Origin of the sequence: Glacieibacterium arshaanense (assembly GCF_004681125.1) — a bacterium.
Lineage (GTDB): Bacteria > Pseudomonadota > Alphaproteobacteria > Sphingomonadales > Sphingomonadaceae > Polymorphobacter_A > Polymorphobacter_A arshaanense.
Genome location: NZ_SIHO01000001.1, coordinates 310,059 through 335,664 on the forward strand (window position 1 = coordinate 310,059; position 25,606 = coordinate 335,664).

Genomic DNA, 25,606 nt, shown 5'->3' on the forward strand with positions numbered 1-25,606 from the left:
GCTCAGGCCGCCCGCGCATGGGCAAGTACCACGCCTTCGAGGCTGTTGGGCTGGGCATCGCGCAGTTCGACACGGACGATATCACCGATGACGGCGTCACCCGCCGCGACATGCACCGATTGCAGCCACGGCGACTTGCCGATCAGCTGGCCGGGACGGCGGCCCTTGCGTTCGAGCAGCACATCCACCTGTTTGCCGACGCTGGCGCGGTTGAACGCCAGTGCCCCCGCGCTTATCGCTTCCTGCAACTCGGCAAGCCGGGCTTCCATGACCGCTTCGGGCACTTGATTCTCCATTGTTGCTGCAGGGGTTCCGGCACGAGGACTGTATTTGAAGCTATAGGCTTGCGCGTAACCGACGCGTTTGACCAGCGCGACGGTGTCGGCGAAGTCCTGGTCGGTTTCGCCAGGGAAGCCGACGATGAAATCGCCCGACAGCGCGATGTCGGGCCGCACCGCGCGCAGCCGGTCGAGCGTCGCGAGATACGAATCGACGGTGTGTGCGCGGTTCATGGCCTTGAGGATGCGCGTCGAGCCCGACTGCACCGGCAAGTGCAAATACGGCATCAGCTCGGGGACTTCGGCGTGCGCGGCGATCAGCGCATCATCCATGTCGCGCGGGTGCGAGGTCATATAGCGCAGCCGCGCCAGCCCCGGCAGCGCCGCCAGCTCGCGGATCAGCCCCGCCAGCGTGATGGCATTGCCGGTGCCGCCGGTGCCGTGGAAGGCGTTGACGTTCTGGCCGAGCAGCACGATTTCGCGGGCACCCGATGCGACCAGCGACCGCGCTTCGGCAATCAGGTCGGCGACCGGGCGCGAGACTTCGGCGCCGCGCGTGTAGGGCACGACGCAGAAGGTGCAGAATTTGTCGCAGCCTTCCTGCACCGTCAGGAACGCGCTTGGCGGCACGGCGCGGCGGCGCGCGGGCAGGGCATCGAACTTGGGGTCGAGCGGCATGTCGGTATCGACCGCGGCCTTGCCGCCTTGCGCGGCGGCGAGCAGCGCCGGCAGGCGGTGATAGGCCTGCGGTCCGACGACGACATCGACGGTCGGGGCGCGGCGGGCGATTTCGGCGCCTTCGGCCTGCGCGACGCAACCGGCGACGACGATGACCGGCTTTACGCCCGACTTGCGCTTCGAGGCTTTCAGCCGGCCGATGTCCGAATAGACTTTCTCGGCGGCCTTTTCGCGGATGTGGCAGGTGTTGAGGATGACGACGTCGGCGTCTTCGCTGGTCTTTGCGGCGACCATGTCGCTGGCTTCGAGCAACTCGCCAATACGTTCGGAATCATAGACGTTCATCTGGCAGCCGAAGGTCTTGACGAAATAGCGTTGGCTCACAGGCAGAACGATCTCCGGTCCAGCGCCGCGCAGTTTTGCGGCAACACGACTCCTATACGGGGTAACCGCGGCCGGCGAAAGCGCCGCGCCACGGCCATCATCGGACAGGTCGCGGCGTGTTGCCGCCGCGCATCAATTGCCGGTAGCTGCTGGCGATGACGGTATGGCAGTGTCGCATCAGCGCCTTGCGGTCGGCGAAATCAGCAGCGCGCACCGCGGGGTGAAAGACGATCTCGGTGCGGATCGGGCCAAGCCCCATCAGCGTCAGCGCGTGCGGTGCGAGCTCGCTGTCACCGACCCAGGCGATGTCGGGCAACTGGCCACGCGTAACCGGCATGCCGTTGACGCGGGTATAGGCAATGGTGACCGGCTGGATCAGGAAGTCCGCGGCTTCGGGGCCTTCGACCACCGCGAACAGCGCCGATTTGAATGGCATGACGCTGACGCCGTCGCTGTTGGTGCCTTCGGGGAACAGGATGACATCGCCGCCATTTGCCAGCCGCTCGACGATGGCGTTGCGTTGCTCGGCGGTGCGCGACCGGCGCTCGCGTTCGATGTAGACTGTGCGTGCCAGCGTCGCCAGCCAGCCGACCACACCCCAGCCGGCGACTTCCGATTTGGCGACGAATGCCGCGCGGATCTGGCTGCCGAGCACCGGGATATCGAGGTAGGAGATATGGTTGGCGACGTAGAAGACGCCGCCCTGGCGTGCCGGTGCGCCATGGATGCCAATACGCAAGCCCAGCGACCGGCACAGCATTTTGTGAAACATCTGCGTCAGTTGCGGCCAGCCACCGGGGCGCAGTTTGCGTGTCAGCAGTTCGAGCGGTACCAATACGGTAACGGCGGCTCCGGCGCCCAGTGCGGCGCGTGTCCGGCCATAGATTTTGGCGCCAAACCCGATCTGCCGTGGCGTCTTCGACGGGTCTGGCGCAGCTGCGTTATTCAGCTGGATTTCCCTGACGGCTTGGCCGGGCTGCCGTAAAGTTCCATGCGGTGATCGACCAGCTTGTAGCCCAGTCGCGCGGCGATCTTGGCCTGCAGTTCTTCGATCTCGGGATCGTGGAACTCGATGACCTGGCCGGTTTCTATGTCGATCAGATGGTCGTGGTGCTCATCGGGGACGGTTTCATAGCGCGAACGCCCGTCACGAAAGTCATGGCGTTCGAGGATGCCGGCTTCTTCGAAGAGGCGGATCGTGCGGTACACGGTGGCGATTGAAATGCGCGAGTCGATCGCCGCCGAGCGCCGGAACAGCTCCTCGACATCGGGGTGATCCTGCGCATCCGACAGCACACGGGCAATGACGCGGCGCTGGTCGGTGATCCGCAGGCCCTTGGTGGCGCACAGCGCTTCGATATCGATCCTGCCGCTCATGTTCACCCCGGTGAAGATTGTCTCGCCGCCATATTAGAAAGGCGCCGCGACGGCGGCAAGTGATGGTGCAGCGATTGTCGGATACGCAGCACAAACAAAAAGGCGGCGGTTGCCCACCCAACCGCCGCCTTTCTTGTGTCGGTGTCTAAAAACTAGCGCTTGCTGGTGCGCTTGGTGCCGAGACCGATTTTCTTGGCGAGCACGCGACGCTGTGCAGCGTAGTTGGGTGCAACCATCGGATAGTCGGCGGGCAGGTTCCACTTGGCGCGATACGCATCCGGCGTCAGGCCATAGTGCGTCATCAAGTGGCGCTTGAGCATCTTGAGCTTCTTGCCGTCTTCAAGGCAGATGACATAGTCGGGCTTGATCGACGCGCGGACGCTGACAGCGGGTTCCTGGCGCGCTTCGGGCGCCTTCACGTCTTGACCCAGACGCGCGAGCGTCGTGTAAACATGCTCGATGACATGCGGCAAATCGGATACTGCAACCGTGTTGTTTGCAACATGCGAAGACACAATGTCCGCAGTCAGCGAAAGCAACTCTTGGTGCGATTCTGTACGATCGTTCATTGGATTGACCCTCAATTTTATCGTTCTCAACCATGGGAACGAGCGTCATATGTCGATTATGACATAAAAATGCAAGAAGAGTCCGGTGACGTTAACTCAAATTTAGGAATATTGCTACTGCTTTTCAAATGCCGAACTTGCAGCGCATGGTAATGGCATCGAAGCGTTCGGTTCCAGCGCCGGAATAATAGTCTTTGCGGCGGCCGATTTCTGTAAAGTCGCACTTGCGGTAAAGCGCCAGTGCCGCCTCATTGCCGTCGCGCACTTCGAGGAACATCTCTGCGGCACCGCGTTGGCGCGCCTGCTCTGCCGCTGCCTCAAGCAGCGCGCGACCGCAACCGGCACCGCGACAGTCATTGGCGACCGCGACAAGTAAAAGTTCGGCCGAGTCGAGAATCAGCCGCGTCAGCGTGAAGCCGGTGACTGTGCCGTCAGCGCCGTGCGCGACCATCGCCCAAGTGCCGGGGATCGACAGCGAGCCGGTGAGCTGGCTGACCGACCAGGCCTCGCCGAAGCGCGGGTCAAACGCGTCGCGCATCACCGTCATGATGGCCGACACATCGGCGCCGGAGGCAAGGCGCACGTCGACGCTCATGACAGCAGCATCGCCGGTGCCACGGCATCGGGGGCGCGGACATAGAGCGGTGTGGGTGTCAGCGCGCGCGCCGCGGGCGTCAGCAACCGCGCATCGGCGGCACGCGGCCATGCGTCAGACAATATCCGGGCATCGCCGAGCATCGGCGCACCCGGACCGGCGACGGCGATTCCGGCGCAGGCGCGCGTCGCGTCGGGGGGGCTCAGCGCGACGATGTCGCCAGCGGGTTGGCCGCGCTCGAAGTGCTGGACATAAAGCTGGCCACGGCCAGCATCGAGCACGACGGCGAGGCGGTCGCAATCGGGCGCATCGGCGAACGCTGCCGCGGCGACGAGGTCGGTGGCGCGCATGCCGTGCACCGGCACGCCCCAGGCGAGCCCGAGCGCGCGCGCGGCCGCGATGCCGATGCGCAGGCCGGTGAAACTGCCCGGGCCGATATCGACGACGATGGCGTCAGGTACATCAACCCCGGCCCGCGCCATGACATCGGCGACCACCGGAATCACCGACTCGGCATGGCCGCGGCCAATCAGCACATGGTGTTCGGCGACAATCCGGTCGCCGTCACACAGCGCCACCGACAGCCCCGCCAATGCCGTATCCATGCAAAGCAGCATCAGCGCGGCCGGTCCGGGTCAGACGATCTGCGCGGCGTCTTCGAAGCTCAGGCGCGGCGAGCGACCGAACAGCTTTTCGGTGGTGCCCTTGCCGAGCGTGCAGATGAAGTTGGTTTCGATCGTCGTGCCGGCGAAGAACGCCGCATCGACCAGCGGTTTGGCGAACCCCGACATAGGTCCGGTGTCGAAGCCGAGCGCGCGTGCCGCAAGGATCAGATAGGCGCCCTGCAGCGCGCTGTTGCGGAATGCCGTTTCGCGGCGCAGCTCGTCATTGTGCGCGAACCAGCTGCGCGCATCGGCGTGCGGGAACAGCTCGGGCAGCCGTTCGTGGAAGTTCATTTCCATGCCGATGATGACAGTGACTGGCGCGGTCAGCACCTTGTCCTTGTTGTTCGGCCCGACAAATCCCGCCAGCTTTTCGCGGCCCTCGGCCGACTTGACGAAGACAAAGCGCGCCGGCGAAGCATTCGCCGACGTCGGCCCCATCTTCACCAGGTCATACAGCGCCCGCAGGTCGGCATCGCTGACGGGGGCATCGGACCAGCTGTTATAGGTGCGGGCTTCGCGAAACAGCTGATCGAGCGCGGCATCGCCGAGCGGGGAACCGGACATGGTAACTCCTGTTATGCTGGGGGGTCAGACCGCGCGAACCTCGGTCACTTCGGGCACATAATATTTGAGCAGCGATTCGATGCCGTTCTTGAGCGTCGCCGTCGATGACGGGCAGCCCGAGCAGGCGCCCTGCATCTGCAACGACACGACGCCCTTGTCGAAGCCGCGGTAGATGATGTCGCCGCCGTCATTGGCGACTTGCGGGCGGACGCGCGTGTCGATCAGCTCGATGATCTGCGCGACGATTTCGGCATCTTCGGGGTCGTCGTTGATGGCGGCCGCCGCCGGCGCCTGCGCAGTGAATAGCGGCGCGTTGCTGCTGAAGTGGTCGACAAGGACGCCGAGTACCTGCGGTTTGAGATAGCTCCAGTCGGCGCTGGCTTCGGCCTTGGTCACCGCGATGAAGTCGGTGCCGAACAGCACGCGCGTCACATCGCCGAGTGCAAACAGTGCTGCGGCGAGCGGCGAGCCCTCGTCGGCGGCCTCGGCAGTGGCGAATTCGGCGCTGCCTTCGGCGAGCACGGTGCGGCCGGCGAGGAACTTCAGCGTGGCCGGATTCGGCGTGCGTTCGGTTTCGATGTACATTGGGGGGACTCCATGTCTGGCGTCCATGTGGCGCGTTGGCGTCGCAATATCAAGCATTCGCCGCAGCGCCGCGACCCGCGCTCAGGTCAGTTCTGCCAGCCGGTCGTCAGATACGCCGCCGGGCACGATCATCACCAGACAGGGCAGGGTGCCGGCGCGTTCGCCAGCGAAGTAGCTGACCAGCGGGCCAGGGGCTCCCTTGGGCGCGGCGCCGAGCACCAGTGCATGGATCGACGGGTCGGCCGCGACGGTGTTCATGACGGCGGCAATAGCCTCACCCTTGGCGATGATGACGCCGGGACGGCTGCCCGTCCATTCGACGACTTCGTCGGCAATCCCCGCGAGCAATGTCTGGGCGTTTTCGGCGGCCTCGGCTTCAATCGCCGCCTGCACGCCGCCCCATTGCATGAACTCGGTCGCGGGCATGACGTGGAGCAGGATGACGCGGCCGCTGACACTGCGCGCGCGCAATGCGGCATAGCGCAACGCGACACGGCTTTCGGGCGTCGCGTCGACGACGACGAGATAGGTTCGTACCGAATCGGCAGCGGCTGCGTTCATCGACGGCAGCCTAAGCCGCGCCGACGCCTGACGGCAAGCGCGGTACTATTTGGCAGGCACCGCAGCAACCGGTGTGGGCGCTACCGGCGGCCGTGTCGGGTCGAAGGTGACCGTCGTCGTCTGGCCCGATACACCGGGGAAGTCGGTGAACAGCGCGCGTACCAGATTGGGTACGAGGAAGGTCACCGCGCTCTGCGTGCTATTGGTCTGGGCGCGGCCTTCGAACAGGCTGGTCTTGTCGGCAGCGCGATCGATGTGGAGTTCGGTCCAGGCGTTCCAGGTGTCGGTCGAATAGATCTGCGGCGCGGCCCAGCCGCCGCCCCAGCCACCCCAGCCGCCCCAGCCGCCATAGCGGCCCCAGCCGGCGCCTGCGCCCCAGGCGCCGCAGCCCCAGCCACCGCAGGCCGGGCCCCAGCCCGGCGTACTGTTGATCTGCGTCGGACCCTGCATGACGTTGTAGTCGAACTTGGCGATCAGCGTGGCATTGGTCGGCGTCGGCGCTTCGACAAAGCCGGCGTCGATCAGTCCGCGGCGGACATAGCCGGCGAAGGTGGCGAATTCGATGCTGCCGACCTTGGCGGGATCAAGCGGCTCGATGGTGAAGCTCTGGCCGGTCGGCGGCGGCAGGACCTGGAAACGCGCGACTTGCGCGGTGAACGTCGGGGCGCAGGCGCTCACCAAGGTCAGCGACGCCACGGCAAACAGGATCTTCAAACGCATTGCCCACTACTCCACGGCCAAACGGCCAAACCCACAAGGAACATCAAATCATGCAAATATAGATATGAACTCGTCGTGAATTTGAAACAAGTGGCCGCGCCGTCGCACGTCGCTGCGGTTCAGCGCAGGAAGCCGACGGTTTCCTGCACCTGCGCCAGCACCGGCTCGGCAATCGCATTGGCGCGTTCGCCGCCGTCACGCAGCACCTGGCTGAGATAGGCGGGGTCGGCGCGCAAATGCACGAAGCGGTCGTTGATCGGTGCCAGCGCGGTGATCATCAGCTCGGCGAGCGCCGGCTTGAACGCGCCGAACCCCTTGCCGGCGTAGTCGGCAAGCACCGCATCGACGCTGCAATCGGCGAGCGCCGCATACAGCCCGACAAGGTTGCGCGCTTCGGGACGTCCCTCAAGCCCGGCGGCGGTTTCGGGCAGCGGCTCGGGGTCGGTCTTGGCGCGCTTGATCTTGTTCGCGATGGTGTCGGCATCGTCGGTTAGGTTGATGCGGCTCATGTCCGAAGGATCGGACTTCGACATTTTCGCGGTGCCGTCGCGCAGGCTCATGACTCGGGCCGGACCGGCAGCATTGTGACCGCCGATGACCGGTTCGGGCAGCGGGAACAGCTCGACACCGAAATCGGTGTTGAACTTTGTTGCGATGTCGCGCGCCAGTTCAAGGTGCTGTTTCTGGTCGTCGCCGACGGGTACGTGCGTCGCCTTGTAGCCGAGGATATCGGCAGCCTGCAGCACCGGATAGACGAACAGCCCGACGCTGGCGCCTTCCTTGTCCTTGCCCGACTTGTCCTTGAACTGCGTCATGCGGTTGAGCCAGCCCATGCGCGCCGTGCAGTTGAGGATCCACGCCAGCTCGGCATGCATGCGGACGCGGCTCTGGTTGAACAGGATGGCGCGCTTGGGGTCGATGCCGCTCGCCAGCAGGGCTGCGGCCATTTCGAGCGTGTTGGCGCGCAGCTCGGCGGGCACGTGCGGCATGGTGATCGCGTGCAGGTCGACGATGCAATAGATGCATTCATACTCGTCTTGCATCGTCACCCAGTTGCGGATCGCGCCGAGATAGTTGCCGAGGTGCAGGTTGCCCGTCGGCTGGATGCCCGAAAACACGCGCTTGGTGATGGTCATAACTCTTCTCAACTCTTGCGGCGGGTCAGTTGCGCGCGCAGGTCGGCAACCGAAAACGCCTTGAGGGCGAACGCGCTTGCCAGATACGCGATACCGCCCGCCGACAGCAACAGTCCAAGGCCAAGGCCGCGGACGATGATGTTGCCGTGCATCCAGCCCATGATGACCGGATTGAGCGCCAGCAGCACGCCGACCATGGCCAGCGCCGCAACCACCAGCCGCCAGACGGTGCGCCGCAGCCGCGCATCGACCGCGAAATGCCCGCGCTTGTGCAGCACGACATACAGCGCCCCGGCGTTGACCCAGGCGGCGAGCGCCGTCGAGAGTGCGATGCCGACATGCGCCAGCGGCCAGATCAACAGCAGGTTGCCGACGAGGTTGACGAGCATCGACGCGACCGCAATGCGCACCGGCGTCTTGGTATCCGAACGGGCATAGAAGCCCGGCGTGAGCACCTTGATCAGCACATAGGCCGGCAACCCGAGCGAAAACGCCGCGAGTGCTGCCGCCGTCGCCGACGAATCGGCCGGCGTGAACGCGCCGCCTTCGAGCAGCCCGCTGATGATCGGCACCGCCGACACCACCAGCGCGGCAGCGGCGGGCAGGGTGAGCAGCAGCACCAGCTCGATGGCGCGGTTTTGCGTGTGCAGCGCGACTTGCGGGTTGCCGGCACCAAGCTGCCGCGACAGCGCCGGCAGCAGTGCCGTGCCGACACCGATGCCGATCAGGCCGAGCGGCAGCTGGTTGAGCCGGTCGGCGTAATACAGATAACTGACCGCACCTTCGGGCAGGAAGCGCGCCGCGAGTGCGGTCGAAATCAGCAGGTTGAACTGCACCGCACCGGCACCGAGCGCCGCCGGGCCGATGATGATCAGCAGCCGCTTGACCATCGGCGTAAACGCCGGCCAGTGCAGCCGCAGCTTGATATCGACACGCACGCATGCCCACAGCAGCCAGATGAACTGCAAAATTCCGGCAATGGTGACACACGCCGCCTGGACGCGCGCAGTCTGCACATCGCTGTCGCCGCGGAAGAACAGCATCCCGCCGATCAGCGCGAGGTTGAGCAGGATCGGCGCGGCCGCATTGACCCAGAAGCGCCCGAGCGAGTTGAGGATACCGCCCATCAGCGACACCAGCGAAATCAGCAGCAGATAGGGAAAGGTGATGCGGGTGAATTCGACCGCCAGCTCGAACTTTTGCGGGCTGGCATCGGGAAAGCCGCCGGTCAGTGCCCAGACGACAGGGCCAGTGGCGACCAGCATCACCGCAGTGAACACCACCAGAATGGGCAACAGCACCGACAGCACTTCTTCGGCAAAGCGCTGGCCGGCGCCGCTGTCATCGGGATTGGCGGCGATTGTCCGGCTGAACATCGGCACGAACGCCGCCGAAAACGCGCCTTCGGCGAACAGCGCGCGGAACAGGTTGGGCAGCCGGAACGCGATCAGGAAAGCGTCCGCCGCCATGCCAGCGCCGACAAACCGCGCCATCAGCACGTCGCGCAGGAAGCCGAGGACGCGGCTGACCAGCGTCAGGCTGCCGATGGTCGCGGTGGCGCGGACCAAACTCATGCGCAGCGGGGCCTGTGGTGAAGGCGAAATTCGTCCTTCACGAATTTTGGCTTCGGCACGGACTCACGCAAGCACGGCCGGCGGGGCGGGCGGAAACCCCGCCCGAACCCGTCCGACGGCGTGGCTTTGCCACGACGCGTGCCACTTGCTTGGCGTGAACTAGGCGTTGCCAACCGAAGGCTGGCCGGCGTTGCCGGCCTGCTGCTGCATGTACAGCGAGGCAAAGTCGATCGGTTCGAGCAGCAGCGGCGGATAGCCGCCATCACGCGTGGCGTCCGCCACGATGCGGCGTGCGAACGGGAACAGGATGCGCGGGGCTTCGACGACGAGGAACGGCTCGAGCGCTTCGGCGGGCACGTTGCGCAGGCCGAACAAGCCGCCGTAGAGCAGCTCGACGACGAACGCAGCAGCATCGCCATTGAACGCCTTGGCTTCGATCTTGAGCTCGACTTCGAACATGTCATCGCTGAGGCGGCGGGCGTTGACGTTGACGTTGATTTCGATGCGCGGCGCAGTTTCCATCTGCAGCGACTGCGGCGCGTTCGGGTTTTCGAACGACAGATCCTTGACGTATTGCGTCAGGATGCTGACCTGCGGCTGCGTGTCGGCGCCGTCGCCAAAGGCAGTGGTGTCGATTCCTTCGATCTCGTCGGCCATGATCATATCTCTTTTTGAAGCTGAAACTGATGGCGCGGTCGCTAGCAGAGGTGAACCCGTTTAGGCAAGCGACGTAGCGTTGTCGCGGCACTTGCGGGCGCGGCGAAACACCCTATGTCGCATCTGCGGCACAGGCATGGACGATTGACCATCGGCTTGCTACAGTGTTGCAGTTGAATTGAGGCGTATTTGATGAGCGATAGCGGAACCTGGATCGAGATCGTGCTGCTGGCGATGCTGGCGGGCTTTATCGGTTTGCGGCTGGTCAGCGTGCTGGGCCGGCGGACGGGCCATGAAAAGCCCGCGGGCGAACCCTATCGCGCCGGCGCCCCCGAACTGTCGAAGCCCGGCACTGTCGCAACCGACGCGCGCAAGCCGGTCGCCATCGAGCTGCCGTCGGGAACGCCCGCCGCGCTACGTGCCGATTTGCAGTCGATTGCCGATGCCGATCCGCGTTTTGACCCGGCGCGTTTCCTGACCGGCGCACGCGCCGCCTACGGCATGATCCTCGAAGCGTTCTGGGCCGGCAATGCCGCCGACATGAAGCATCTGGTTTCGGATGAAGTGCTCGCGCATTTCACCAGCGCCATCGATGCGCGCAAGGAATCGGGCGTGCGTTTTGAAAACCGCCTCGTCGGCATCGATGCCGCGACGCTGGTGGGCGCGCAGATGGTCGGCCAGATGGCCGAAGTGACCGTGCGCTTCGATGCGCAGATCGCCGGCATGTCGACCGACGCCAGCGGCGCCGTGGTCGCCGGTTCGAAGTCCGACGCGACGCCGACGCATGACGTGTGGACGTTCAGCCATCATGTCGGCTCGGCCGATCCGGCGTGGTTGCTGATCGCGACCGACGACGGAGAGTGACGCCGCGCCTTGCGGCACTGGCGGGACTGCTGTTCCTCGCCGGCTGCGCAACGACGACGCCCAAGCCGGCAGTACCGGTTGCACCTCCTGCTCCTGCACCGACCGCTGACGCGCGTAGCCTTGCGGTGCGCGCCGCGCCGCTGATGCAGCAGCCGGGCTGGGCGCAGGCCGATGCGACCGCCGCACTTGCCGCCTTCCGCAAGACCTGTCCGGCGCTGCTCAAACGGACCGATGCCAGCGGCCTGACGCAGCCCGGCGACTGGGCCGCTGCCTGCACTGCCGCCAAGACCGCGACCGACGCGCGCGGCTTTTTCGAAACCGCGCTGGTGCCGGTGCGGATCGGCGACGGGCGCGGGCTCAACACGGGTTACTATGAACCTGAAATCGCCGGATCACGCACCGCCGCGCCTGGCTATGCCGTACCGTTTTACCGTCGGCCGGCCGATTTGATCGAGGTCGATCTCGGGCTGTTCAGCGACAGTCTCAAGGGCAAGAAGGTGCGCGGTCGCGTCGACGGCACGGCGCTGGTGCCCTATTACGACCGCGCCGCGATCACCGGTGGTGCGCTCGCCGGGCGCGGGTTGGAACTGGCCTGGGCGGCCGACCCGTATGAGGCGTTCTTCCTCGAAATCCAGGGCTCGGGGCGGCTGCTACTCCCTGATGGCAGCGTCATGCGCATCGGCTTCGACGGCCAGAATGGCCGCGACTATGTCGCCATCGGGAAGCTGCTGCGTGACCGTGGCGCGCTGGCACCGGGGCAGGCGACGATGGATGGCATCATCGGCTGGCTGCGCGCACACCCCGACGAAGCGCCCGCTATCCTCAACGCCAATGGCAGCTATGTGTTCTTCCGAGAGGTCAAGGGCGACGGGCCGATCGGTGCGCTGGGGCAGGCGCTGACACCGCAGGTCAGCGTTGCCGCCGATCCGCGCTACGTGCCTCTCGGTGCGCCGCTGTGGCTCGATACGCGCGTGCCGGCGCCGTTCGCGCGGCTGATGGTGGCGCAGGACACCGGCGGCGCGATCAAGGGCGCCAACCGGCTCGATATCTTTTGGGGCGCGGGCGCCGACGCGCGCAAGACCGCCGGCGGATTGTCCACAACGGGCACCACGGTGCTGTTGCTGCCGCCCGCCGCTGCTGCCCGGCTGTTTCAAAATGGTCCGCAAACTCGGCGCTGACGAAACCGCGCTGTGGTCGCATGTCGCGGCTTCGGTGCGGCCGATGGAGGGGCAGTCGCGGCCACCGTTGCAGCCGTTGCCCAAGGTGGCGTTAAAGCCGCAGCCAACCTCCGCAACCCCGCCCAAGCGCACCGCCGCCGCCAATCGCATCGCCGTCGATGACGCGACGCTTGACGGCAGCTGGGACAAGGCGATCCGGCGCGGCGTGCTGACCCCCGACACGACGATCGACCTGCACGGCTATACCAGCGACCGCGCGCACGCATTGCTGGTGCAGCGCATTGGCGACGCGGCGTTGTCAGGCGCGCGCGTGCTGCTCGTCATCACCGGCAAGGGCGCGCGCGATTCCGACACCGAACGCGACCACCGCCACCATGACGACCGCCCGCGCGGCGTCATCCGCGCCCGACTGCGCGACTGGCTCAACGGTGCCGAACTGCGACCATTCATTGCCGCACTGCGCCCCGCGCACCCGCGCCACGGTGGCGGCGGGGCATGGTATGTCATCCTGCGGCGGCGCTGAACGTCCTGCTTGAGCCGGCGCGGCGTTGCGCCTAGCCTGTCGCCAATCGCTTTTGGGGAGGCTCGCACCATGAAGATTTCACCGTTGCTCGCGTTGCTGTTGCTGACCGCGTCGCCGCTTGCTGCTGCACCCGCGGCGAACCCTTTGGCGGCCGCCGTCGCCGCTCCCGACCGCCCCGCCGACCAGGTCGAACTCGATGCCGGGCGCAAGCCCGTCGAGGTTCTCGGCTTCTTCGGGCTCAAACCCGGCGACCGCGTGCTCGATGTCATGGCGGGCGGCGGCTATTACACCGAAATCATGGCGCGCGCCGTCGGCCCCAAGGGCTATGTCATGGCGCTCGAACCGCCGCAGTTCGTCAAGACCGACAAGGCCAAGGCGGCGTGGGCGTCACTCATTGAACGCGACAAGAATGTCGGGCTAATGCTGATGTCGCCGCAAAATGTCGCGCTGGCGCCGAGCAGCTATGACTTCGTGCTGATGCACCTCGTCTATCATGACACCTATTGGGAAAGCGCCAAATACGACTTCAAGCGCATGGACCCGGCGGCGTTCCTGCAGGTCGTGTTCAATGCCACCAAACCCGGCGGCATCGTCGGCGTCGTCGACCATGTCGGCGCAACCGGCAGCGACACGCGCGCCACTGTCGACAAGCTGCACCGCATGGACCCGGCGGTCATCAAGGCCGATTTCATCAAGGCCGGCTTCGTGTTCGAAGGCGAATCGCCAGTGCTGGCGAACCCGGCGGATGATCACACGACTTTGGTGTTCGGCCCCACCATTCGCGGCAAGACCGACCGCGTGGTGTACAAGTTCCGGAGGCCTAAGGGCTGAGTCAACCTTGAGTCAGGCTGAGCGCGTTGCCATCGGGGTCGTTGAAGAACGCCACTTTGGCGCTGCCATCCGGCGCCGTCCAGATGCCGAGCGCATCCTGACCCATGCCATCGTAGATGGTGAACTTGACGCCGCGGGCGGTGAGGGCAGTTGCGGTGGCGACGATGTCGGCGACCTGCCAGCCGAGCACCGGGTGCGCTGACGGGACATGGCCCGGCACCTCGGTCACCCGCAAGGCCACGCCGGCAAGGTCGAAGACCGCGGCAAAGCCGTCATCGCGCCGCAGCGGTAGCCCTAGGGTTTCGCCGTAGAACGCTTCGGCAACCTTGCGGTTGGCGGTGATGATGAAGGTGATCGGTGCACAACCGGCAAGCGACATGTCTGCCTCCCCTGCAAAGCGGCGGGAATTTAACATGAAGTGCGGGGTAGAGGTAGAGCCTCCGGCGGGCAGGCCTGAGGCCTGCACCCGATTGAAGAGCGCCTAATAATTGGGTGCAGGCGTCACGCCTGCCCGCCGGAGGCGCTTTAGTTCGCGGCGACAGCCTGCATGGCTTCAAGCCGCGCAACCTGTGCGCCCAGCGTGCGCTGTTCGCCGGCATCGGTGGCGAGGCGCAGCTTTTCCCGGGCCAGGCTGAGGTCGGCAATGACGGCGTCGACGGCGATGTCGGCGACCGGCGTGGCGCTTTCGGCGAGGATGGTCAGGCCATTGGCGCCGACTTCGGCGAAGCCGCCGTCGATGAACACGCGTTCGGGGGTGTCGTTGAGGCCGGTCGGATAGACGAGGATCGCGCCGGGGCGGATCGTCGACATGAACGGCGCGTGGCCCGCGAGCACGCCGAAGTCACCCTCGGCGCCCGGAACGACAACCATGAACACTTCGTCCGAGCGCAACAGCTTCTCGGGCGAAACGAGTTCGAAGTGGAGGAGGTCTGCCATGTTATTCCTTACTCAATATCGAAATGGTGACTAACATCTGCTGCTGTGAGGTTAACAACTGTCCCTCTCGCGGCTCGGTCACAACTAACGTTGGTCGTATATTGCAGCTTTCGCAGCGCTGAACATACACTTGATGTGTGTTACCACCCGATTTTCCGAAATAGGGATTTTCCTTGTCAGTCGCTACGCTCCACGTGCCCCCTTCAAGAATTAGCGGTGATAGTGACGAACCTGCTCGTGATATGAACTTGGAATTTGAAACTGCAATTCGGCATGCTTTTCGCTCAGTAGACGCCAAAATCCATATGCTGGCGTGAGGATCAAACCACTCGTAAAATTGCGACTTCCCCAAAAATCCTGCAAGTTCGTTCAATTCAGGAGAAACTTGCGACGCTGGCTTCAGGCTGTATCGAACTCCAAAGGTTGTTTGGTTTTTCCACTCAGCTTCTGACGCCGCTAGGTGATACTCGCACGCTTGAATGGCGCCATTGAGATTCGCCGCCAAAGCGCCAACTTCACGTCCCGCTTCCCATTCCGGCAGCGGCTGCGCGATCGTTGCACTTGCAACAAAGCAACACGCCACTGCCGCTTGGGCAAGCGGACGAATCACGCCGCTTCGGCTGCCATCTTCTGCGCCTTGGCGACGGCCTGCTCGATGGTGCCGACCATGTAGAAGGCGGCTTCGGGCAGGTGGTCGTATTCGCCGGCGACGATGGCCTTGAAGCCCTTGATCGTGTCTTCGACCGCGACGAACACGCCGGGGAAGCCGGTGAAGATTTCGGCGACGTGGAACGGCTGGCTGAGGAAGCGCTGGATCTTGCGGGCGCGGGTGACGACGAGCTTGTCGTCTTCCGACAGTTCATCCATGCCGAGAATGGCAATGATGTCCTGCAGCGACTTGTACTTCTGCAGCACTTCCTGGACCGAACGCGCGACAGCGTAATGTTCTTCGCCGACGGTGCGCGGCTCGAGCACGCGCGAGGTCGAATCGAGCGGATCGACGGCCGGATAGATGCCGAGTTCGGCGATCGAGCGCGACAACACGGTCGTCGCGTCCAAGTGAGCGAACGAGGTGGCGGGCGCCGGATCGGTCAAATCGTCGGCGGGCACGTAAATCGCCTGCACCGAGGTGATCGAACCGCGGTTGGTCGAGGTGATGCGTTCCTGCAGCGCGCCCATGTCGGTGGCGAGCGTCGGCTGATAGCCCACCGCCGACGGGATGCGGCCCAGCAGTGCCGACATTTCCGAACCGGCCTGCGTGAAGCGGAAGATGTTGTCGATGAAGAACAGCACGTCCTGGCCTTCGACGTCGCGGAAATATTCGGCGTTGGTCAGGCCCGACAGCGCGACGCGGGCACGCGCGCCCGGGGGTTCGTTCATCTGGCCATAAACCAGCGCGACCTTCGAACCTTCACTGGTCGGGTTGCCGTCAGCGTCCTTGGCGATAACGCCGGCTTCGAGGAATTCGTGGTAAAGATCGTTACCTTCGCGGGTGCGTTCACCGACGCCGGCGAACACCGAGGTGCCGCCGTGGCCCTTGGCGATGTTGTTGATCAGTTCCTGGATGAGCACGGTCTTGCCGACGCCGGCGCCGCCGAACAGACCGATCTTGCCGCCCTTGGCGTAGGGCGCGAGCAAGTCGATGACCTTGATGCCGGTGACCAGAATCGAGTTGTCGGTCGACTGGTCGACGAACAGCGGTGCTTCGGCATGGATCGGCATCGTCGTCGCGGCGCCCACCGGGCCACGTTCGTCGATGGGCTCACCGATGACGTTGACGATGCGGCCGAGCGTTGCCGGGCCGACGGGGACGCGGATCTGGCTGCCGGTGTCGGTCACCGCCTGGCCGCGGACCAGACCGTCGGTGACATCCATGGCAATGGTGCGGACGGTGTTTTCACCGAGATGCTGCGCGACTTCGAGCACGAGGCGGACATCGCCGATCTTGGTTTCGAGCGCCGACAGAATCGCCGGCAGGTCGCCGTCGAACTGTACGTCGACAACGGCGCCGATGACCTGCGTGATGCGGCCGATGTTGGCGGTGACGGGGGCTTTTGCCATGGGTACTTCTCCTGAATTCTTAAAGCGCTTCGGCGCCGGAGATGATCTCGATCAGCTCCTTGGTAATCGCGGCCTGGCGGGTGCGGTTGTAGGTGATGGTCAGCTTGTTGATCATTTCGCCGGCGTTGCGCGTCGAATTGTCCATCGCGGTCATGCGCGAGCCTTCTTCCGACGCGGCGTTTTCGAGCAGCGCGCGGAACACCTGCACGCTGAGGTTGCGCGGCAGCAGTTCGGCGAGGATCAGCTCCTCGTCGGGCTCATAGTCGGCAGACGACGTAGCAGCGGCGGGCGTTTCCTCGGTCGCGCCGGCAATCGCCACCGGAATCAGCTGCAATTCGGTCGGTTCCTGGACCAGCGCCGAACGGAAGCGCGCGAAGAACAGGTGCGCGACGTCGAATTCACCGTCGTTGAAACGTGCCACAATGTCATCGGCGATGCGCTGCGCGTCGCTGAAGCTGGCGCGCTTCATCTCGCTGATGTCGATGCTGCCGATGATGTGCGACGCATGGCTGCGCTGCAACTGCGCGCGGCCCTTCTTGCCGACGAACAGCAGCTTGACGGTCTTGCCCTCGGCCAGCAGCGTATCGATCTTGCGGCGTGCAAGGCGAACGATGTTGGTGTTGAAACCCCCGCACAGCCCGCGCTCGGACGAAGCGATGACGAGCAGGTGAACCTGGTCGCTGCCGGTGCCGGCGAGCAATTTGGGAGATTCGGGTCCCGGCGTGACCTTGCTGCCGAGCGACGCCAGCACGGCGGCCATGCGCTCCGAATAGGGGCGCGCGGCTTCGGCGGCTTCGGACGCACGGCGCAGCTTCGCCGCAGCGACCATCTTCATCGCCTTGGTGATCTTCTGCGTCGACTTCACCGAAGCGATGCGCATCTTGAGCTGTTTAAGACTGGCCATCGTATCCTTCTGTCATCCCGGCTTGCGCCGGAACCCAGTTCGTTCCGCCGTCACCGGAGTGACGGCTGAAGTTTCAAGCAAACGTCTTGGCGAAGTTGCCGATTGCAGCGTTCAACTTTGCCTTGCTGTCATCCGAAATGTCCTTCGACGTGCGGATGGCGGCGAGCAGATCGGCGTGGTTGTTGCGCATGTCCGACAGCAGGCCGGCTTCGAAGCGCGTCACCGCGTTGGTCGGGACGGCATCGAGGAAGCCGTTGACGCCGGCGAAGATGCTGACGACCTGTTCTTCGAACGGCATCGGCTGGTACTGGCCCTGCTTGAGCAGTTCGGTCAGGCGGGCACCGCGGTTGAGCAGGCGCTGCGTCGACGCATCGAGGTCCGAACCGAACTGCGCGAACGCCGCCATTTCGCGGTACTGCGCGAGCTCGAGCTTGATCGAGCCGGCGACCTTCTTCATCGCCTTGGTCTGGGCCGCCGAACCGACGCGGCTGACCGACAGACCGACGTTGATGGCCGGACGGATGCCCTGGTAGAACAGTTCGGTTTCAAGGAAGATCTGGCCGTCGGTGATCGAAATCACGTTGGTTGGAATGTACGCCGAAACGTCGCCGGCCTGGGTTTCGATGATCGGCAACGCGGTCAGCGAGCCCGAGCCATTGTCGGCGTTCATCTTCGCGGCGCGTTCGAGCAGGCGCGAGTGGATGTAGAACACGTCGCCGGGATAAGCTTCGCGGCCCGGCGGGCGACGCAGCAGCAGCGACATCTGGCGGTAGGCGACGGCCTGCTTCGACAAATCGTCATAGACGATGACGGCGTGCATGCCGTTGTCGCGGAAATACTCACCCATCGTGCAGCCGGTGTAGGGCGCGAGGAACTGCAGCGGGGCAGGCTCCGACGCGGTCGCGGCGACGACGATGCTGTATTCCATCGCGCCGTTTTCTTCGAGCGCGCGGACGATCTGCGCGACGGTCGAACGCTTCTGGCCGATGGCGACGTAGATGCAGAACAGCTTGTTCTTGTCATCGGCGCCGGCGTTGGTGATCTTCTGGTTGATGAAGGTGTCGATGGCGACAGCGGTCTTGCCGGTCTGACGGTCACCGATGATCAGTTCGCGCTGGCCGCGGCCGACGGGGACGAGCGCGTCGAGCGCCTTGAGGCCGGTCTGCATCGGTTCGTTGACCGACTGGCGCGGGATGATGCCGGGCGCCTTGACTTCGACGCGGGCGCGCGTGACGTCGGTCAGCGGGCCCTTGCCGTCGATGGGGTTGCCGAGGCCGTCGACAACGCGACCGAGCAGACCGCGGCCGACGGGAACGTCGACGATGGTGCCGGTGCGCTTGACGGTGTCGCCTTCCTTGATGGTCGAATCCGACCCGAAGATGACGATGCCGACGTTGTCGGCTTCGAGGTTGAGCGCCATGCCCTTGATGCCCCCGGGGAACTCGACCATTTCGCCCGCCTGGACGTTGTCGAGCCCGTAGACGCGGGCGATGCCGTCACCGACCGACAGCACAGTGCCGACTTCGCTGATTTCAGCTTCGTTGCCAAAGTTGGCAATCTGGTCCTTGATGACCTTCGAGATTTCTGCGGCGCGGATATCCATGTTCAGCCCTTCAGTCGCTGTCCGAGTGTGTTGAGTTTGGTGGCGATCGACGAATCGATCATGCGCGAACCGACGCGCACGACGAGCCCGCCGAGAATTTCAGGATCGACATGCAAGTCGAGCGCGACGTCGCGGCCCAAACCGGTCTTGAGCTGCGCGAGCAACGCTGACGTCTGCTTGGCATCGAGCTTGCGGGCGCTGGTGACGTGCGCGGTGACTTCGCCGCGCGCCGCTGCCGAAAGCTTGCCGAAGTCGGCGATGATCGCGGGCAGCACGGCGAGGCGGCGGCCCTGGGCGAGCACGCCGAGGAAATTGCTGGTCAGCTTGTCGAGCTTCATCGCCTTGGCGGTGGCGGCAACCGCCTTGCCGGCGTCGGCGCGATCGATCAGCGGGCTGTTGATGAGCGACTTCAGGTCCGCCGATTCGGCGAGTGCTGCCGTCAGCGCGGCCAGCGAGGCAGCAACCTTGTCGGTCGCCTTCGCGTCCTGCGCGAGCTGGTACAAAGCGGTGGCGTAACGCCCCGAGATACCAGCAACAATTCCGCCCGATGTTTCCACGAACCTCGCCATTTCCAAAGGATTGGACCTGAATGCACACGCGCGAAATGCCCCGGAAGGCACGGTCTGCGCGAGCGCGGTGGCCCTAGCATGGGGTCATTCATGTTGCAAGGCAGCGAAACACCGTAGCGCCGCCTCGGGCGAATTTATCGCCGGCGCAGCAGCGGCACCACCGCAAACAGCAGCTGCGCGGCCAGACCGAGCCTGGCGGCGGCGCCGGTGTAGCTCGCCACAAACTCTGCCGGGCTGCTGCCGTTGAGGACCCGCGCCAGCGCCATTTCGGCGGCAATCAGCAGCGCGAACGCCGTAGCGCTCATCAATAGCCGCCATGGCCACTGCGGCGGCACCGCCCAGTGCGCCAGTACCCGCCCGCACACCAGCCACGACACCGCCAGGATCAACGGCGCCTCGATCATGACCGCGGGCAAGGCACCGATGCGCGGCATCAGCAACAGCGTGCGGACAATGCCGAACACGAACCCCGCCGCGAACACCACGGCAAAATAGACCAATGCGGCCACCAGCGTGCGGCGCAGCGCGCTAGCGCTCATTCATTGTCTTCAGCGCTGGGCAGCGGGCTGGTAGGGTCGCCGCTCGCCGCCATCAGCACCGCAATATCGGCTTCGAGCGATTCGATCAGGTCGGGAATGCTGGTCAGCACGCCGCGCTCGGCGGTCAGAATGGCAGCGAACGCCCGCGCCTTGATGCCGCGCAGCCGCTCGGGGGCGATGGCCTGATTGTCGGGCAGGGTCGAAGCGACGATGTCGATCAGCCGTTCGGCGCCGTGCAGCCGGCCCCACAGATAGTCGTTTTCGCGGTAGGCGCGCGAAAAGAACGCGCCGAACGAATTGAGCTGCGTGCCCTTGAGTGGGCTGGCCCTGACCGGATCGACGGTGCTGGTGGCCGACGTCGTCGCCTTGGCGAGCGCCACGGTGGCGCGGCCGCGGCTCAGGCTGTTGGCGTCGGCGGGCGAGATGCGGTCAACCATGATCTCGTCGAATTCGTCGATGCCGTCGCCCTGCAGCAGCGGCAGCACGGTAATGTCGTAGAAGGCAAAGCCGAGATAGGCGCGCAGCAGCGCCTGGCGATGCGACTTGGCGCTGATCGTTTCGAACAGCGTGACCAGATCGCGATCGGTCGCGGTGTCGAGCGCATTGAGGTCCATCGCATCGGCGAGCGCTTCCATCGCCATCACCGGATCGAGCGGCGAGGCGGCGGCGACCGAGCGCAGCGTGTCCGAATAGTGCCCGTCGCTGCGGCACGCCAGATACGGCGCCATCAGCCGGTAGATGCCGGCCTTGACCTTTTCGAGACGCTCGCGCTCGTCCTCGTCGTCGATGGCTTCCGCCAGGCTGTTGAGGCGCCGCAGCAGAAAGCGCAGGCGGCGGATGCGGAATTCGAGGTCGTATCGCCGCAGGAACTCGACAAACGGCGAATGCGCGCCGCCGCGTGCGGTGACCTGCGCCACCTCGCCGAGCTTGCGCGCGGTGACATTGTCCCAGATTTCGCGGCGCAGTTCGGCGGCGCCGCCGCGCATGTCGAAGCCGCCGAGGTGGATCAGCCGGCCGATCAGCGATTCGACAACGCCGGCGAATTTGAGCTGGCCGTAAGCGGCATAGGCAAAGCCCGCCTCGACCGCCGCCAGCGTCTGCGTCTTGCTGCGCCATTCGGACAGCCGCGCCGGGGTCAGCTTGCGCAGGAAAAACCGCCGGCCGACAGCGCGCGCAATCGCGGCATCGACTTGCGGCTGCATGCCGTCGACGACATAGCGCAGCCGGCGCACGCGCGCCGACACGCCCTCGATCGCTTCAAGGTTGTCGCGGATCGGCTGCTCGCGCGGGATATCGGCCAGGCTGCGCAAAATCGTCGTGAAGAATCCCGGCGGCGCCCCGGCCTTGCCCGCCGGATCACCGCGTGCGCCGGGCTTGGGGTCGATATAGACGAAGCGCCGGTCGACCTCGCGGTGCGCCGGGCGGTGGCGCAGCGCCTCGATCGCCGGACCGAACGGCCGGTTGTTGAGCACGCTGCCATCGATCAGCGTCGCGCCTTCGGGTGGTAGCCCGGCCGACGTCCGGCGCGCCAATATCCGCCGCAGAAACGCATCACGCCCCGGCCATGACACGCCGCGCGCCGCCAGCACGCCATCGATTTCGCCGACCTGCGTCGGCGGAAACGCGCCGGGGAACGACGCCGTCGCGCGCGCCGCCAGCGTCAGCTCGGCGCGGTGGCCCAGGCTGCGCGTCGTCGTGACCGTCGAACCGTCGTCGATTTCGCTGTGGAAGCCGATGATCAGTCGGTGCTCGGTCTCGATGATTTCCTTGGGCGAGTGCAGTTGCAGGTTTTGCGGCGAACCGTGGAAATCGGTGACGGTGACGAACAGGTCGAGCGGCTGGCTGGCGGGGATCAGCGGCGGCCCGGGCGGCGCCTTTTCCATCGCGGTCAGCGCGTCGAACAGATAGCCCGAAAACCCCGGCCCCGAAAACGGCGGCTGGAACCAGCGCGATCGGATAAAGCGCGACAGCTTGGCGCGGACTTCGGCGCGCGCTTCGGGGTCGAGATCGTCCTCCATATTGTCGGGCAGGCGATTGGTGCGGCCGTTGAGCCACCAGATCAGCGGGCGCGCCCACCACTTCGAAAACCGGCTCGATGCGGCCTCGGCATCGAGCAGATTATCGATGTCGGCGTTGACCAGCCACAGGTCGCGCAGCGCTTCCATGTCGTAGCCGCCGGCGATGGCGTGCGCGAGCTGGATGCCGTTGATGCCGCCCGCCGACGCGCCCGCGACGATATCGACGATGACGTGCAGGTCGACCTGTTCACCGATGACGTCGAGCAATTCGGCGTAGACGTCCTCGGTGCAGGCGCCGGGCAGCGCGCAGGCGCTGGTCAACCGCGCGCGGGCGGTCGAGGCGCGGAGCAGCTTCCACACCTCTTTGGTGATGCCGTGCATGTAGATGGCCAGGCTGACGCCGCCGTAGCAGACGAGTGCGAGCCGCAGTTCCTTTTCGCGCATGCGCGCTGTTTCCCCAAACTGGACGCCCGGCGCCCGCTTCAACTAAATACGGCATTTGCGTCGCGCACAACACCGCGTTGATTTGACGGCGAAATAATTGCCGCAGCCGGCGAAGCTTTGTAGGGCCTTGCCGGCAATTCAAGTCACAGGGAGCACCCGGCGCATGATCATCGTCATTGGCACGTTGCGATTTCCACCCGAAGCGCTGGCGACGCTGCGCCCGGCGCTGACCGAGCTGGTCGAAACGACGCGGCGTGATGACGGCTGCTTCAGCTATGACGTTGCCGAGGACGTGTTTGATCCGGGACTGCTGCGGTTTTCGGAAAGCTGGCCCGATCGGGCCAGTCTCGACCGCCATCTCGGCGCGCCGCACATTGCCCCGTGGCGCGCCGCCGCCGCGGCACACGGGCTGATCTCGAGGGCGTTCACCGCCTATGAGGCGAGTGCCCCGACTTCGGTCTAGGTGAAAGCTTGCGGAAACGTGACGACCGCCTAGTCTGGCCGCGACCGGGGGAATTGCCATGCAGCTGCGTTTGATGTTGCCGATTGTCGCGCTGCTGCTGATGGCGCTGGCGCCCGCCGCCGCACCGCTCGACCGCATTGCCCGCGACTATGTCCAGTTGACGCTGGAGGCCGGGACGCACGAGGACGGCTATGTCGATGCCTATTACGGCCCGCCCGAATGGGCCGCCGCCGCCAAGGCCAAGCCGCGAACGGTCGCAGAGCTTAAGGCCGCCGCTGCCGCGCTTGAAGCCGAAGCCCGCGCCGTCGATCCCGCAGGACTGACGCCGATCGAGCGCCAGCGCGCCGCCAACCTCGCGCTGCAACTGCACGCCGCGCAAACCCGGCTGGCGATGATCAGTGGCGCCAAGTTCAGTTTCGACGACGAAGCCTTCGGGCTATTCGGCGTGCATCCGGTGCTCAAGCCGCTCGCCGACTATGACGCGACGCTCGCCGAAATCGACAAGCTGCTGCCCGGCCCGGGGCCGCTGTGGCAGCGCGTCGACAGCTGGCGCAACGCGGCACTGATCCCCGCGGACAGGCTCAATGCAGTGATGCAGGCGGCAATCGCCGAATGCCGAGCGCGCACACTCGCGCATATCGCACTGCCCAAGGATGAAAAGTTCACGCTCGAATTCGTCAGGAACCAGCCGTGGAGCGGCTACAACTGGTACAAGGGCAACGCCACCAGCCTGATCCAGGTCAACACCGACCTGCCCGTCGAAATGTCGCGCGCCGTGGGGCTCGGCTGTCACGAAGGCTATCCAGGCCATCACGTCTATAATGCGCTGCTCGAACAGCAGCTGACGCGCGGCCGCGGCTGGGTCGAATTCAGCGTCTATCCGCTCTACAGCCCGATGTCGTTACTCGCCGAAGGCTCGGCCAATTACGGGCGCTATCTGGCGTTTCCGGGCGACGAGCAGGCGGCATTCGAAGCGCGCACACTGTATCCGCTCGCCGGTCTCGATCCGGCATTGGCGCGTCGCAACGTCGCGCTTTATGCCGCGCTCGAGCGACTGGGCGGGGCGCGGCTGACCATCGCGCGCGATTATCTCGACGGCCATATCGACCGCGTGACGGCACTGGCGCTGACGCAGAAATACCTGCTGCTGTCGCCCGAACGCGCCGCGCAGTCGGTCAAGTTCACCGAGCACTACCGCAGCTATGTCATCAACTACGGTCTCGGACAGGATCTCGTGCGCGCACACATCGAAGGTGCCGGTCCCGACCAGACGGCGCGCTGGACGGCGATGCAGCAAATCCTGTCGCGCCCGACGACACCCGCCGATCTCGGCGCGCGCTGACGGTTGTCGCCAAGGGCGCGGAGGCATATTGTAACGGCGTCGCTTCAGGGGAGTTTCGACATGGTCGACAGTCTGCACCGCCGCCTGATGTATCTGTGTAATCTTAGCTACGAACTCGCGCCGGGTGCCATCGCCGTGCCGGTCCGCCCCGGCGAGACCGGCCGGCGCGACGCCGCCATCGGGCTTGGTCATCAAGGCGCCGTGATCGCGCGCAACGCGGCGGGCGGGCTGTTCCGCGACGTGGCGCTGGTCGGTCACATCCCCGAAGGCATCGTCATCGCGGCGCGCGGCACGATGCCGCCCGATCCGCACGCGAAGGGGCCGGCGGCGCTCGCCATCATCCGCGACTGGCTCAACGACGGCAATCTGTTCGACAAGGCGTCGAACGACTTCGTCGACCGCGTTCATGGCGGTTTTGCCGCATCGGCGATTGCGTTGTGCGGCGGCGATGACGGCATCAAGGCGGTGCTGACCGACCTGCTGGCGCGCGACGACATCCCCAGGCATGTTTTCGTCACCGGTCACAGCAAGGGCGGCCCCGTCGCCAACCTGATCGCCTGGGCCATTCGCGCCCGCTGGGGCATTTCCAGCGTGCCGGTCACCGTCGTCACCTTTGCCGCGGCACGCACCGGCAATGCGGCCTTCCGCGCCGATTTCAACTCGCGCGGCATCGAATGCACGCGCTACGAAGCATTTTTCGATCAGGTCCCCAAGCTGCCGCTCGGCACCGACCAGAACGCTGCGCTGCGCAAGCTGCTCGACCATTTCGGCATCAAGGTTTCGGGCGACGGCGTCGGCTTTGTCGGTATCGGCAGCAAGGTCGAGGAAAACCCGTTCCAGGCAATTTTCAAGAACGCCGGCGGGCTGGTCCACCTCGGCAACGGCAAGATCGATTTCATCGACAACCTCGAAATGATCGTCAAGGCGCACAGCATCGGGCCGGAAACCTCCTACGACGGGCTGGTGCAGTAACGGCACTTGCAGGCGC

At 65.2% G+C, this 25,606-nt stretch carries 29 protein-coding genes; 7 read left to right on the forward strand and 22 right to left on the reverse strand.

Annotation, left to right across the window (positions count from 1 at the left end; all coding sequences use genetic code 11):
• Positions 1-2: 2 nt before the first annotated feature.
• The 13 genes from miaB to secB form a co-directional block, all read right to left on the reverse strand.
• The gene (gene miaB, locus EUV02_RS01435; RefSeq protein WP_279379485.1) at positions 3-1,340 is read right to left on the reverse strand and encodes a tRNA (N6-isopentenyl adenosine(37)-C2)-methylthiotransferase MiaB; all 1,338 of its coding nucleotides are present in this window, start codon (positions 1,338-1,340) and stop codon (positions 3-5) included.
• A 97-nt stretch (positions 1,341-1,437) separates the two neighbouring features.
• Positions 1,438-2,175: a lysophospholipid acyltransferase family protein gene (locus EUV02_RS01440; RefSeq protein WP_135244444.1), complete on the reverse strand. Its 738-nt coding sequence runs from the start codon at positions 2,173-2,175 to the stop codon at positions 1,438-1,440.
• A gap of 110 nt (positions 2,176-2,285) precedes the next feature.
• Positions 2,286-2,717 (reverse strand): Fur family transcriptional regulator, encoded by a 432-nt coding sequence (locus EUV02_RS01445; protein ID WP_135244445.1) that lies wholly within the window; start codon positions 2,715-2,717, stop codon positions 2,286-2,288.
• A gap of 152 nt (positions 2,718-2,869) precedes the next feature.
• Complete coding sequence (locus EUV02_RS01450) at positions 2,870-3,286, reverse strand: Ros/MucR family transcriptional regulator (protein WP_135244446.1); 417 nt, start codon at positions 3,284-3,286, stop codon at positions 2,870-2,872.
• A gap of 124 nt (positions 3,287-3,410) precedes the next feature.
• Positions 3,411-3,881, reverse strand: a complete 471-nt coding sequence (gene rimI / locus EUV02_RS01455) for a ribosomal protein S18-alanine N-acetyltransferase (RefSeq protein ID WP_135244447.1) — start codon at positions 3,879-3,881, stop codon at positions 3,411-3,413.
• Positions 3,878-4,486 (reverse strand): tRNA (adenosine(37)-N6)-threonylcarbamoyltransferase complex dimerization subunit type 1 TsaB, encoded by a 609-nt coding sequence (gene tsaB, locus EUV02_RS01460; RefSeq protein WP_166430453.1) that lies wholly within the window; start codon positions 4,484-4,486, stop codon positions 3,878-3,880. Before tsaB ends, rimI begins: the two co-directional genes overlap by 4 nt.
• 30 nt (positions 4,487-4,516) lie before the next feature.
• Positions 4,517-5,110, reverse strand: coding sequence for a malonic semialdehyde reductase (locus EUV02_RS01465; RefSeq protein ID WP_135244449.1), 594 nt, complete (start codon positions 5,108-5,110; stop codon positions 4,517-4,519).
• Between the two features lie 24 nt (positions 5,111-5,134).
• Entirely contained in the window at positions 5,135-5,695 is a 561-nt protein-coding gene (locus EUV02_RS01470; protein WP_135244450.1) for a NifU family protein, read from the reverse strand.
• Between the two features lie 81 nt (positions 5,696-5,776).
• On the reverse strand, positions 5,777-6,256 hold the full coding sequence (locus tag EUV02_RS01475; RefSeq protein ID WP_135244451.1) for a universal stress protein: 480 nt from the start codon (positions 6,254-6,256) through the stop codon (positions 5,777-5,779).
• 45 nt (positions 6,257-6,301) lie between these two features.
• Positions 6,302-6,976: a DUF4136 domain-containing protein gene (locus tag EUV02_RS01480; protein WP_135244452.1), complete on the reverse strand. Its 675-nt coding sequence runs from the start codon at positions 6,974-6,976 to the stop codon at positions 6,302-6,304.
• Positions 6,977-7,095: 119 nt separating this feature from the next.
• The gene (gene trpS, locus EUV02_RS01485; RefSeq protein ID WP_135244453.1) at positions 7,096-8,112 is read right to left on the reverse strand and encodes a tryptophan--tRNA ligase; all 1,017 of its coding nucleotides are present in this window, start codon (positions 8,110-8,112) and stop codon (positions 7,096-7,098) included.
• Between the two features lie 8 nt (positions 8,113-8,120).
• Entirely contained in the window at positions 8,121-9,686 is a 1,566-nt protein-coding gene (murJ, locus tag EUV02_RS01490; protein ID WP_135244454.1) for a murein biosynthesis integral membrane protein MurJ, read from the reverse strand.
• A gap of 159 nt (positions 9,687-9,845) precedes the next feature.
• Positions 9,846-10,343 carry a protein-export chaperone SecB gene (secB, locus tag EUV02_RS01495; protein ID WP_135244455.1) on the reverse strand — a complete coding sequence of 166 codons (498 nt, stop codon included), beginning with the start codon at positions 10,341-10,343 and terminating at the stop codon, positions 9,846-9,848.
• Positions 10,344-10,535: 192 nt separating this feature from the next.
• On the opposite strand from secB, the gene EUV02_RS01500 reads away from it, so the two are divergent.
• The 4 genes from EUV02_RS01500 (at position 10,536) to EUV02_RS01515 (ending at position 13,739) form a co-directional block, all read left to right on the forward strand.
• The gene (locus EUV02_RS01500; RefSeq protein ID WP_135244456.1) at positions 10,536-11,207 is read left to right on the forward strand and encodes a Tim44/TimA family putative adaptor protein; all 672 of its coding nucleotides are present in this window, start codon (positions 10,536-10,538) and stop codon (positions 11,205-11,207) included.
• Positions 11,204-12,385 carry a murein transglycosylase A gene (gene mltA, locus EUV02_RS01505; RefSeq protein ID WP_341533697.1) on the forward strand — a complete coding sequence of 394 codons (1,182 nt, stop codon included), beginning with the start codon at positions 11,204-11,206 and terminating at the stop codon, positions 12,383-12,385. The genes EUV02_RS01500 and mltA overlap by 4 nt, the downstream gene beginning before the upstream one ends.
• Positions 12,363-12,908 (forward strand): Smr/MutS family protein, encoded by a 546-nt coding sequence (locus tag EUV02_RS01510; RefSeq protein WP_135244457.1) that lies wholly within the window; start codon positions 12,363-12,365, stop codon positions 12,906-12,908. Before mltA ends, EUV02_RS01510 begins: the two co-directional genes overlap by 23 nt.
• Positions 12,909-12,977: 69 nt before the next feature.
• Positions 12,978-13,739 (forward strand): class I SAM-dependent methyltransferase, encoded by a 762-nt coding sequence (locus EUV02_RS01515; protein ID WP_135244458.1) that lies wholly within the window; start codon positions 12,978-12,980, stop codon positions 13,737-13,739.
• Between the two features lies 1 nt (position 13,740).
• Here the strand turns inward: EUV02_RS01515 and EUV02_RS01520 are convergent, their stop codons facing one another.
• The 9 genes from EUV02_RS01520 to EUV02_RS01560 all read right to left on the reverse strand — a co-directional run bounded on the left by EUV02_RS01520 (position 13,741) and on the right by EUV02_RS01560 (position 22,813).
• Positions 13,741-14,118, reverse strand: a complete 378-nt coding sequence (locus EUV02_RS01520; RefSeq protein ID WP_135244459.1) for a VOC family protein — start codon at positions 14,116-14,118, stop codon at positions 13,741-13,743.
• Positions 14,119-14,264: 146 nt separating this feature from the next.
• A complete protein-coding gene (locus EUV02_RS01525; protein ID WP_135244460.1) occupies positions 14,265-14,675 on the reverse strand; it encodes an ATP synthase F1 subunit epsilon in 411 nt (136 codons plus the stop codon).
• Position 14,676: 1 nt separating this feature from the next.
• Complete coding sequence (locus EUV02_RS01530; protein WP_135244461.1) at positions 14,677-15,285, reverse strand: hypothetical protein; 609 nt, start codon at positions 15,283-15,285, stop codon at positions 14,677-14,679.
• Complete coding sequence (gene atpD, locus EUV02_RS01535; protein WP_135244462.1) at positions 15,282-16,736, reverse strand: F0F1 ATP synthase subunit beta; 1,455 nt, start codon at positions 16,734-16,736, stop codon at positions 15,282-15,284. The genes EUV02_RS01530 and atpD overlap by 4 nt, the downstream gene beginning before the upstream one ends.
• A 19-nt stretch (positions 16,737-16,755) precedes the next feature.
• Positions 16,756-17,640: a F0F1 ATP synthase subunit gamma gene (locus EUV02_RS01540; protein WP_135244463.1), complete on the reverse strand. Its 885-nt coding sequence runs from the start codon at positions 17,638-17,640 to the stop codon at positions 16,756-16,758.
• A 73-nt stretch (positions 17,641-17,713) separates the two neighbouring features.
• Entirely contained in the window at positions 17,714-19,243 is a 1,530-nt protein-coding gene (gene atpA / locus EUV02_RS01545; protein ID WP_135244464.1) for a F0F1 ATP synthase subunit alpha, read from the reverse strand.
• A gap of 2 nt (positions 19,244-19,245) precedes the next feature.
• Entirely contained in the window at positions 19,246-19,800 is a 555-nt protein-coding gene (locus tag EUV02_RS01550) for a F0F1 ATP synthase subunit delta (protein WP_135245329.1), read from the reverse strand.
• A gap of 146 nt (positions 19,801-19,946) precedes the next feature.
• Positions 19,947-20,351, reverse strand: a complete 405-nt coding sequence (locus EUV02_RS01555) for a hypothetical protein (RefSeq protein ID WP_135244465.1) — start codon at positions 20,349-20,351, stop codon at positions 19,947-19,949.
• Positions 20,348-22,813, reverse strand: coding sequence for a patatin-like protein (locus tag EUV02_RS01560; RefSeq protein ID WP_135244466.1), 2,466 nt, complete (start codon positions 22,811-22,813; stop codon positions 20,348-20,350). Before EUV02_RS01560 ends, EUV02_RS01555 begins: the two co-directional genes overlap by 4 nt.
• 163 nt (positions 22,814-22,976) lie before the next feature.
• Here EUV02_RS01560 and EUV02_RS01565 point away from each other — a divergent pair, with 163 nt between their 5' ends.
• From EUV02_RS01565 to EUV02_RS01575, 3 genes are read left to right on the forward strand one after another with little or no spacing between them, the layout of a single operon-like run.
• The gene (locus EUV02_RS01565; protein ID WP_135244467.1) at positions 22,977-23,276 is read left to right on the forward strand and encodes a putative quinol monooxygenase; all 300 of its coding nucleotides are present in this window, start codon (positions 22,977-22,979) and stop codon (positions 23,274-23,276) included.
• 58 nt (positions 23,277-23,334) lie between these two features.
• The gene (locus tag EUV02_RS01570) at positions 23,335-24,618 is read left to right on the forward strand and encodes a hypothetical protein (protein ID WP_135244468.1); all 1,284 of its coding nucleotides are present in this window, start codon (positions 23,335-23,337) and stop codon (positions 24,616-24,618) included.
• A 60-nt stretch (positions 24,619-24,678) separates the two neighbouring features.
• Entirely contained in the window at positions 24,679-25,590 is a 912-nt protein-coding gene (locus EUV02_RS01575) for a lipase family protein (RefSeq protein WP_135244469.1), read from the forward strand.
• Positions 25,591-25,606 lie beyond the last annotated feature (16 nt).

Coding starts and splice junctions, on each gene's coding strand:
- EUV02_RS01445 (WP_135244445.1), bottom strand. CDS start 2,717: ATGAGCGGCAGGATCGATATCGAAGCGCTGTGCGCCACCAAGGGCCTG.
- EUV02_RS01450 (WP_135244446.1), bottom strand. CDS start 3,286: ATGAACGATCGTACAGAATCGCACCAAGAGTTGCTTTCGCTGACTGCG.
- rimI (WP_135244447.1), bottom strand. CDS start 3,881: ATGAGCGTCGACGTGCGCCTTGCCTCCGGCGCCGATGTGTCGGCCATC.
- tsaB (WP_166430453.1), bottom strand. CDS start 4,486: ATGGATACGGCATTGGCGGGGCTGTCGGTGGCGCTGTGTGACGGCGAC.
- EUV02_RS01465 (WP_135244449.1), bottom strand. CDS start 5,110: ATGTCCGGTTCCCCGCTCGGCGATGCCGCGCTCGATCAGCTGTTTCGC.
- EUV02_RS01470 (WP_135244450.1), bottom strand. CDS start 5,695: ATGTACATCGAAACCGAACGCACGCCGAATCCGGCCACGCTGAAGTTC.
- EUV02_RS01475 (WP_135244451.1), bottom strand. CDS start 6,256: ATGAACGCAGCCGCTGCCGATTCGGTACGAACCTATCTCGTCGTCGTC.
- EUV02_RS01480 (WP_135244452.1), bottom strand. CDS start 6,976: ATGCGTTTGAAGATCCTGTTTGCCGTGGCGTCGCTGACCTTGGTGAGC.
- trpS (WP_135244453.1), bottom strand. CDS start 8,112: ATGACCATCACCAAGCGCGTGTTTTCGGGCATCCAGCCGACGGGCAAC.
- murJ (WP_135244454.1), bottom strand. CDS start 9,686: ATGAGTTTGGTCCGCGCCACCGCGACCATCGGCAGCCTGACGCTGGTC.
- secB (WP_135244455.1), bottom strand. CDS start 10,343: ATGGCCGACGAGATCGAAGGAATCGACACCACTGCCTTTGGCGACGGC.
- EUV02_RS01500 (WP_135244456.1), top strand. CDS start 10,536: ATGAGCGATAGCGGAACCTGGATCGAGATCGTGCTGCTGGCGATGCTG.
- EUV02_RS01510 (WP_135244457.1), top strand. CDS start 12,363: ATGGTCCGCAAACTCGGCGCTGACGAAACCGCGCTGTGGTCGCATGTC.
- EUV02_RS01515 (WP_135244458.1), top strand. CDS start 12,978: ATGAAGATTTCACCGTTGCTCGCGTTGCTGTTGCTGACCGCGTCGCCG.
- EUV02_RS01520 (WP_135244459.1), bottom strand. CDS start 14,118: ATGTCGCTTGCCGGTTGTGCACCGATCACCTTCATCATCACCGCCAAC.
- EUV02_RS01525 (WP_135244460.1), bottom strand. CDS start 14,675: ATGGCAGACCTCCTCCACTTCGAACTCGTTTCGCCCGAGAAGCTGTTG.
- atpD (WP_135244462.1), bottom strand. CDS start 16,736: ATGGCAAAAGCCCCCGTCACCGCCAACATCGGCCGCATCACGCAGGTC.
- EUV02_RS01540 (WP_135244463.1), bottom strand. CDS start 17,640: ATGGCCAGTCTTAAACAGCTCAAGATGCGCATCGCTTCGGTGAAGTCG.
- atpA (WP_135244464.1), bottom strand. CDS start 19,243: ATGGATATCCGCGCCGCAGAAATCTCGAAGGTCATCAAGGACCAGATT.
- EUV02_RS01555 (WP_135244465.1), bottom strand. CDS start 20,351: ATGAGCGCTAGCGCGCTGCGCCGCACGCTGGTGGCCGCATTGGTCTAT.
- EUV02_RS01560 (WP_135244466.1), bottom strand. CDS start 22,813: ATGCGCGAAAAGGAACTGCGGCTCGCACTCGTCTGCTACGGCGGCGTC.
- EUV02_RS01565 (WP_135244467.1), top strand. CDS start 22,977: ATGATCATCGTCATTGGCACGTTGCGATTTCCACCCGAAGCGCTGGCG.
- EUV02_RS01570 (WP_135244468.1), top strand. CDS start 23,335: ATGCAGCTGCGTTTGATGTTGCCGATTGTCGCGCTGCTGCTGATGGCG.
- EUV02_RS01575 (WP_135244469.1), top strand. CDS start 24,679: ATGGTCGACAGTCTGCACCGCCGCCTGATGTATCTGTGTAATCTTAGC.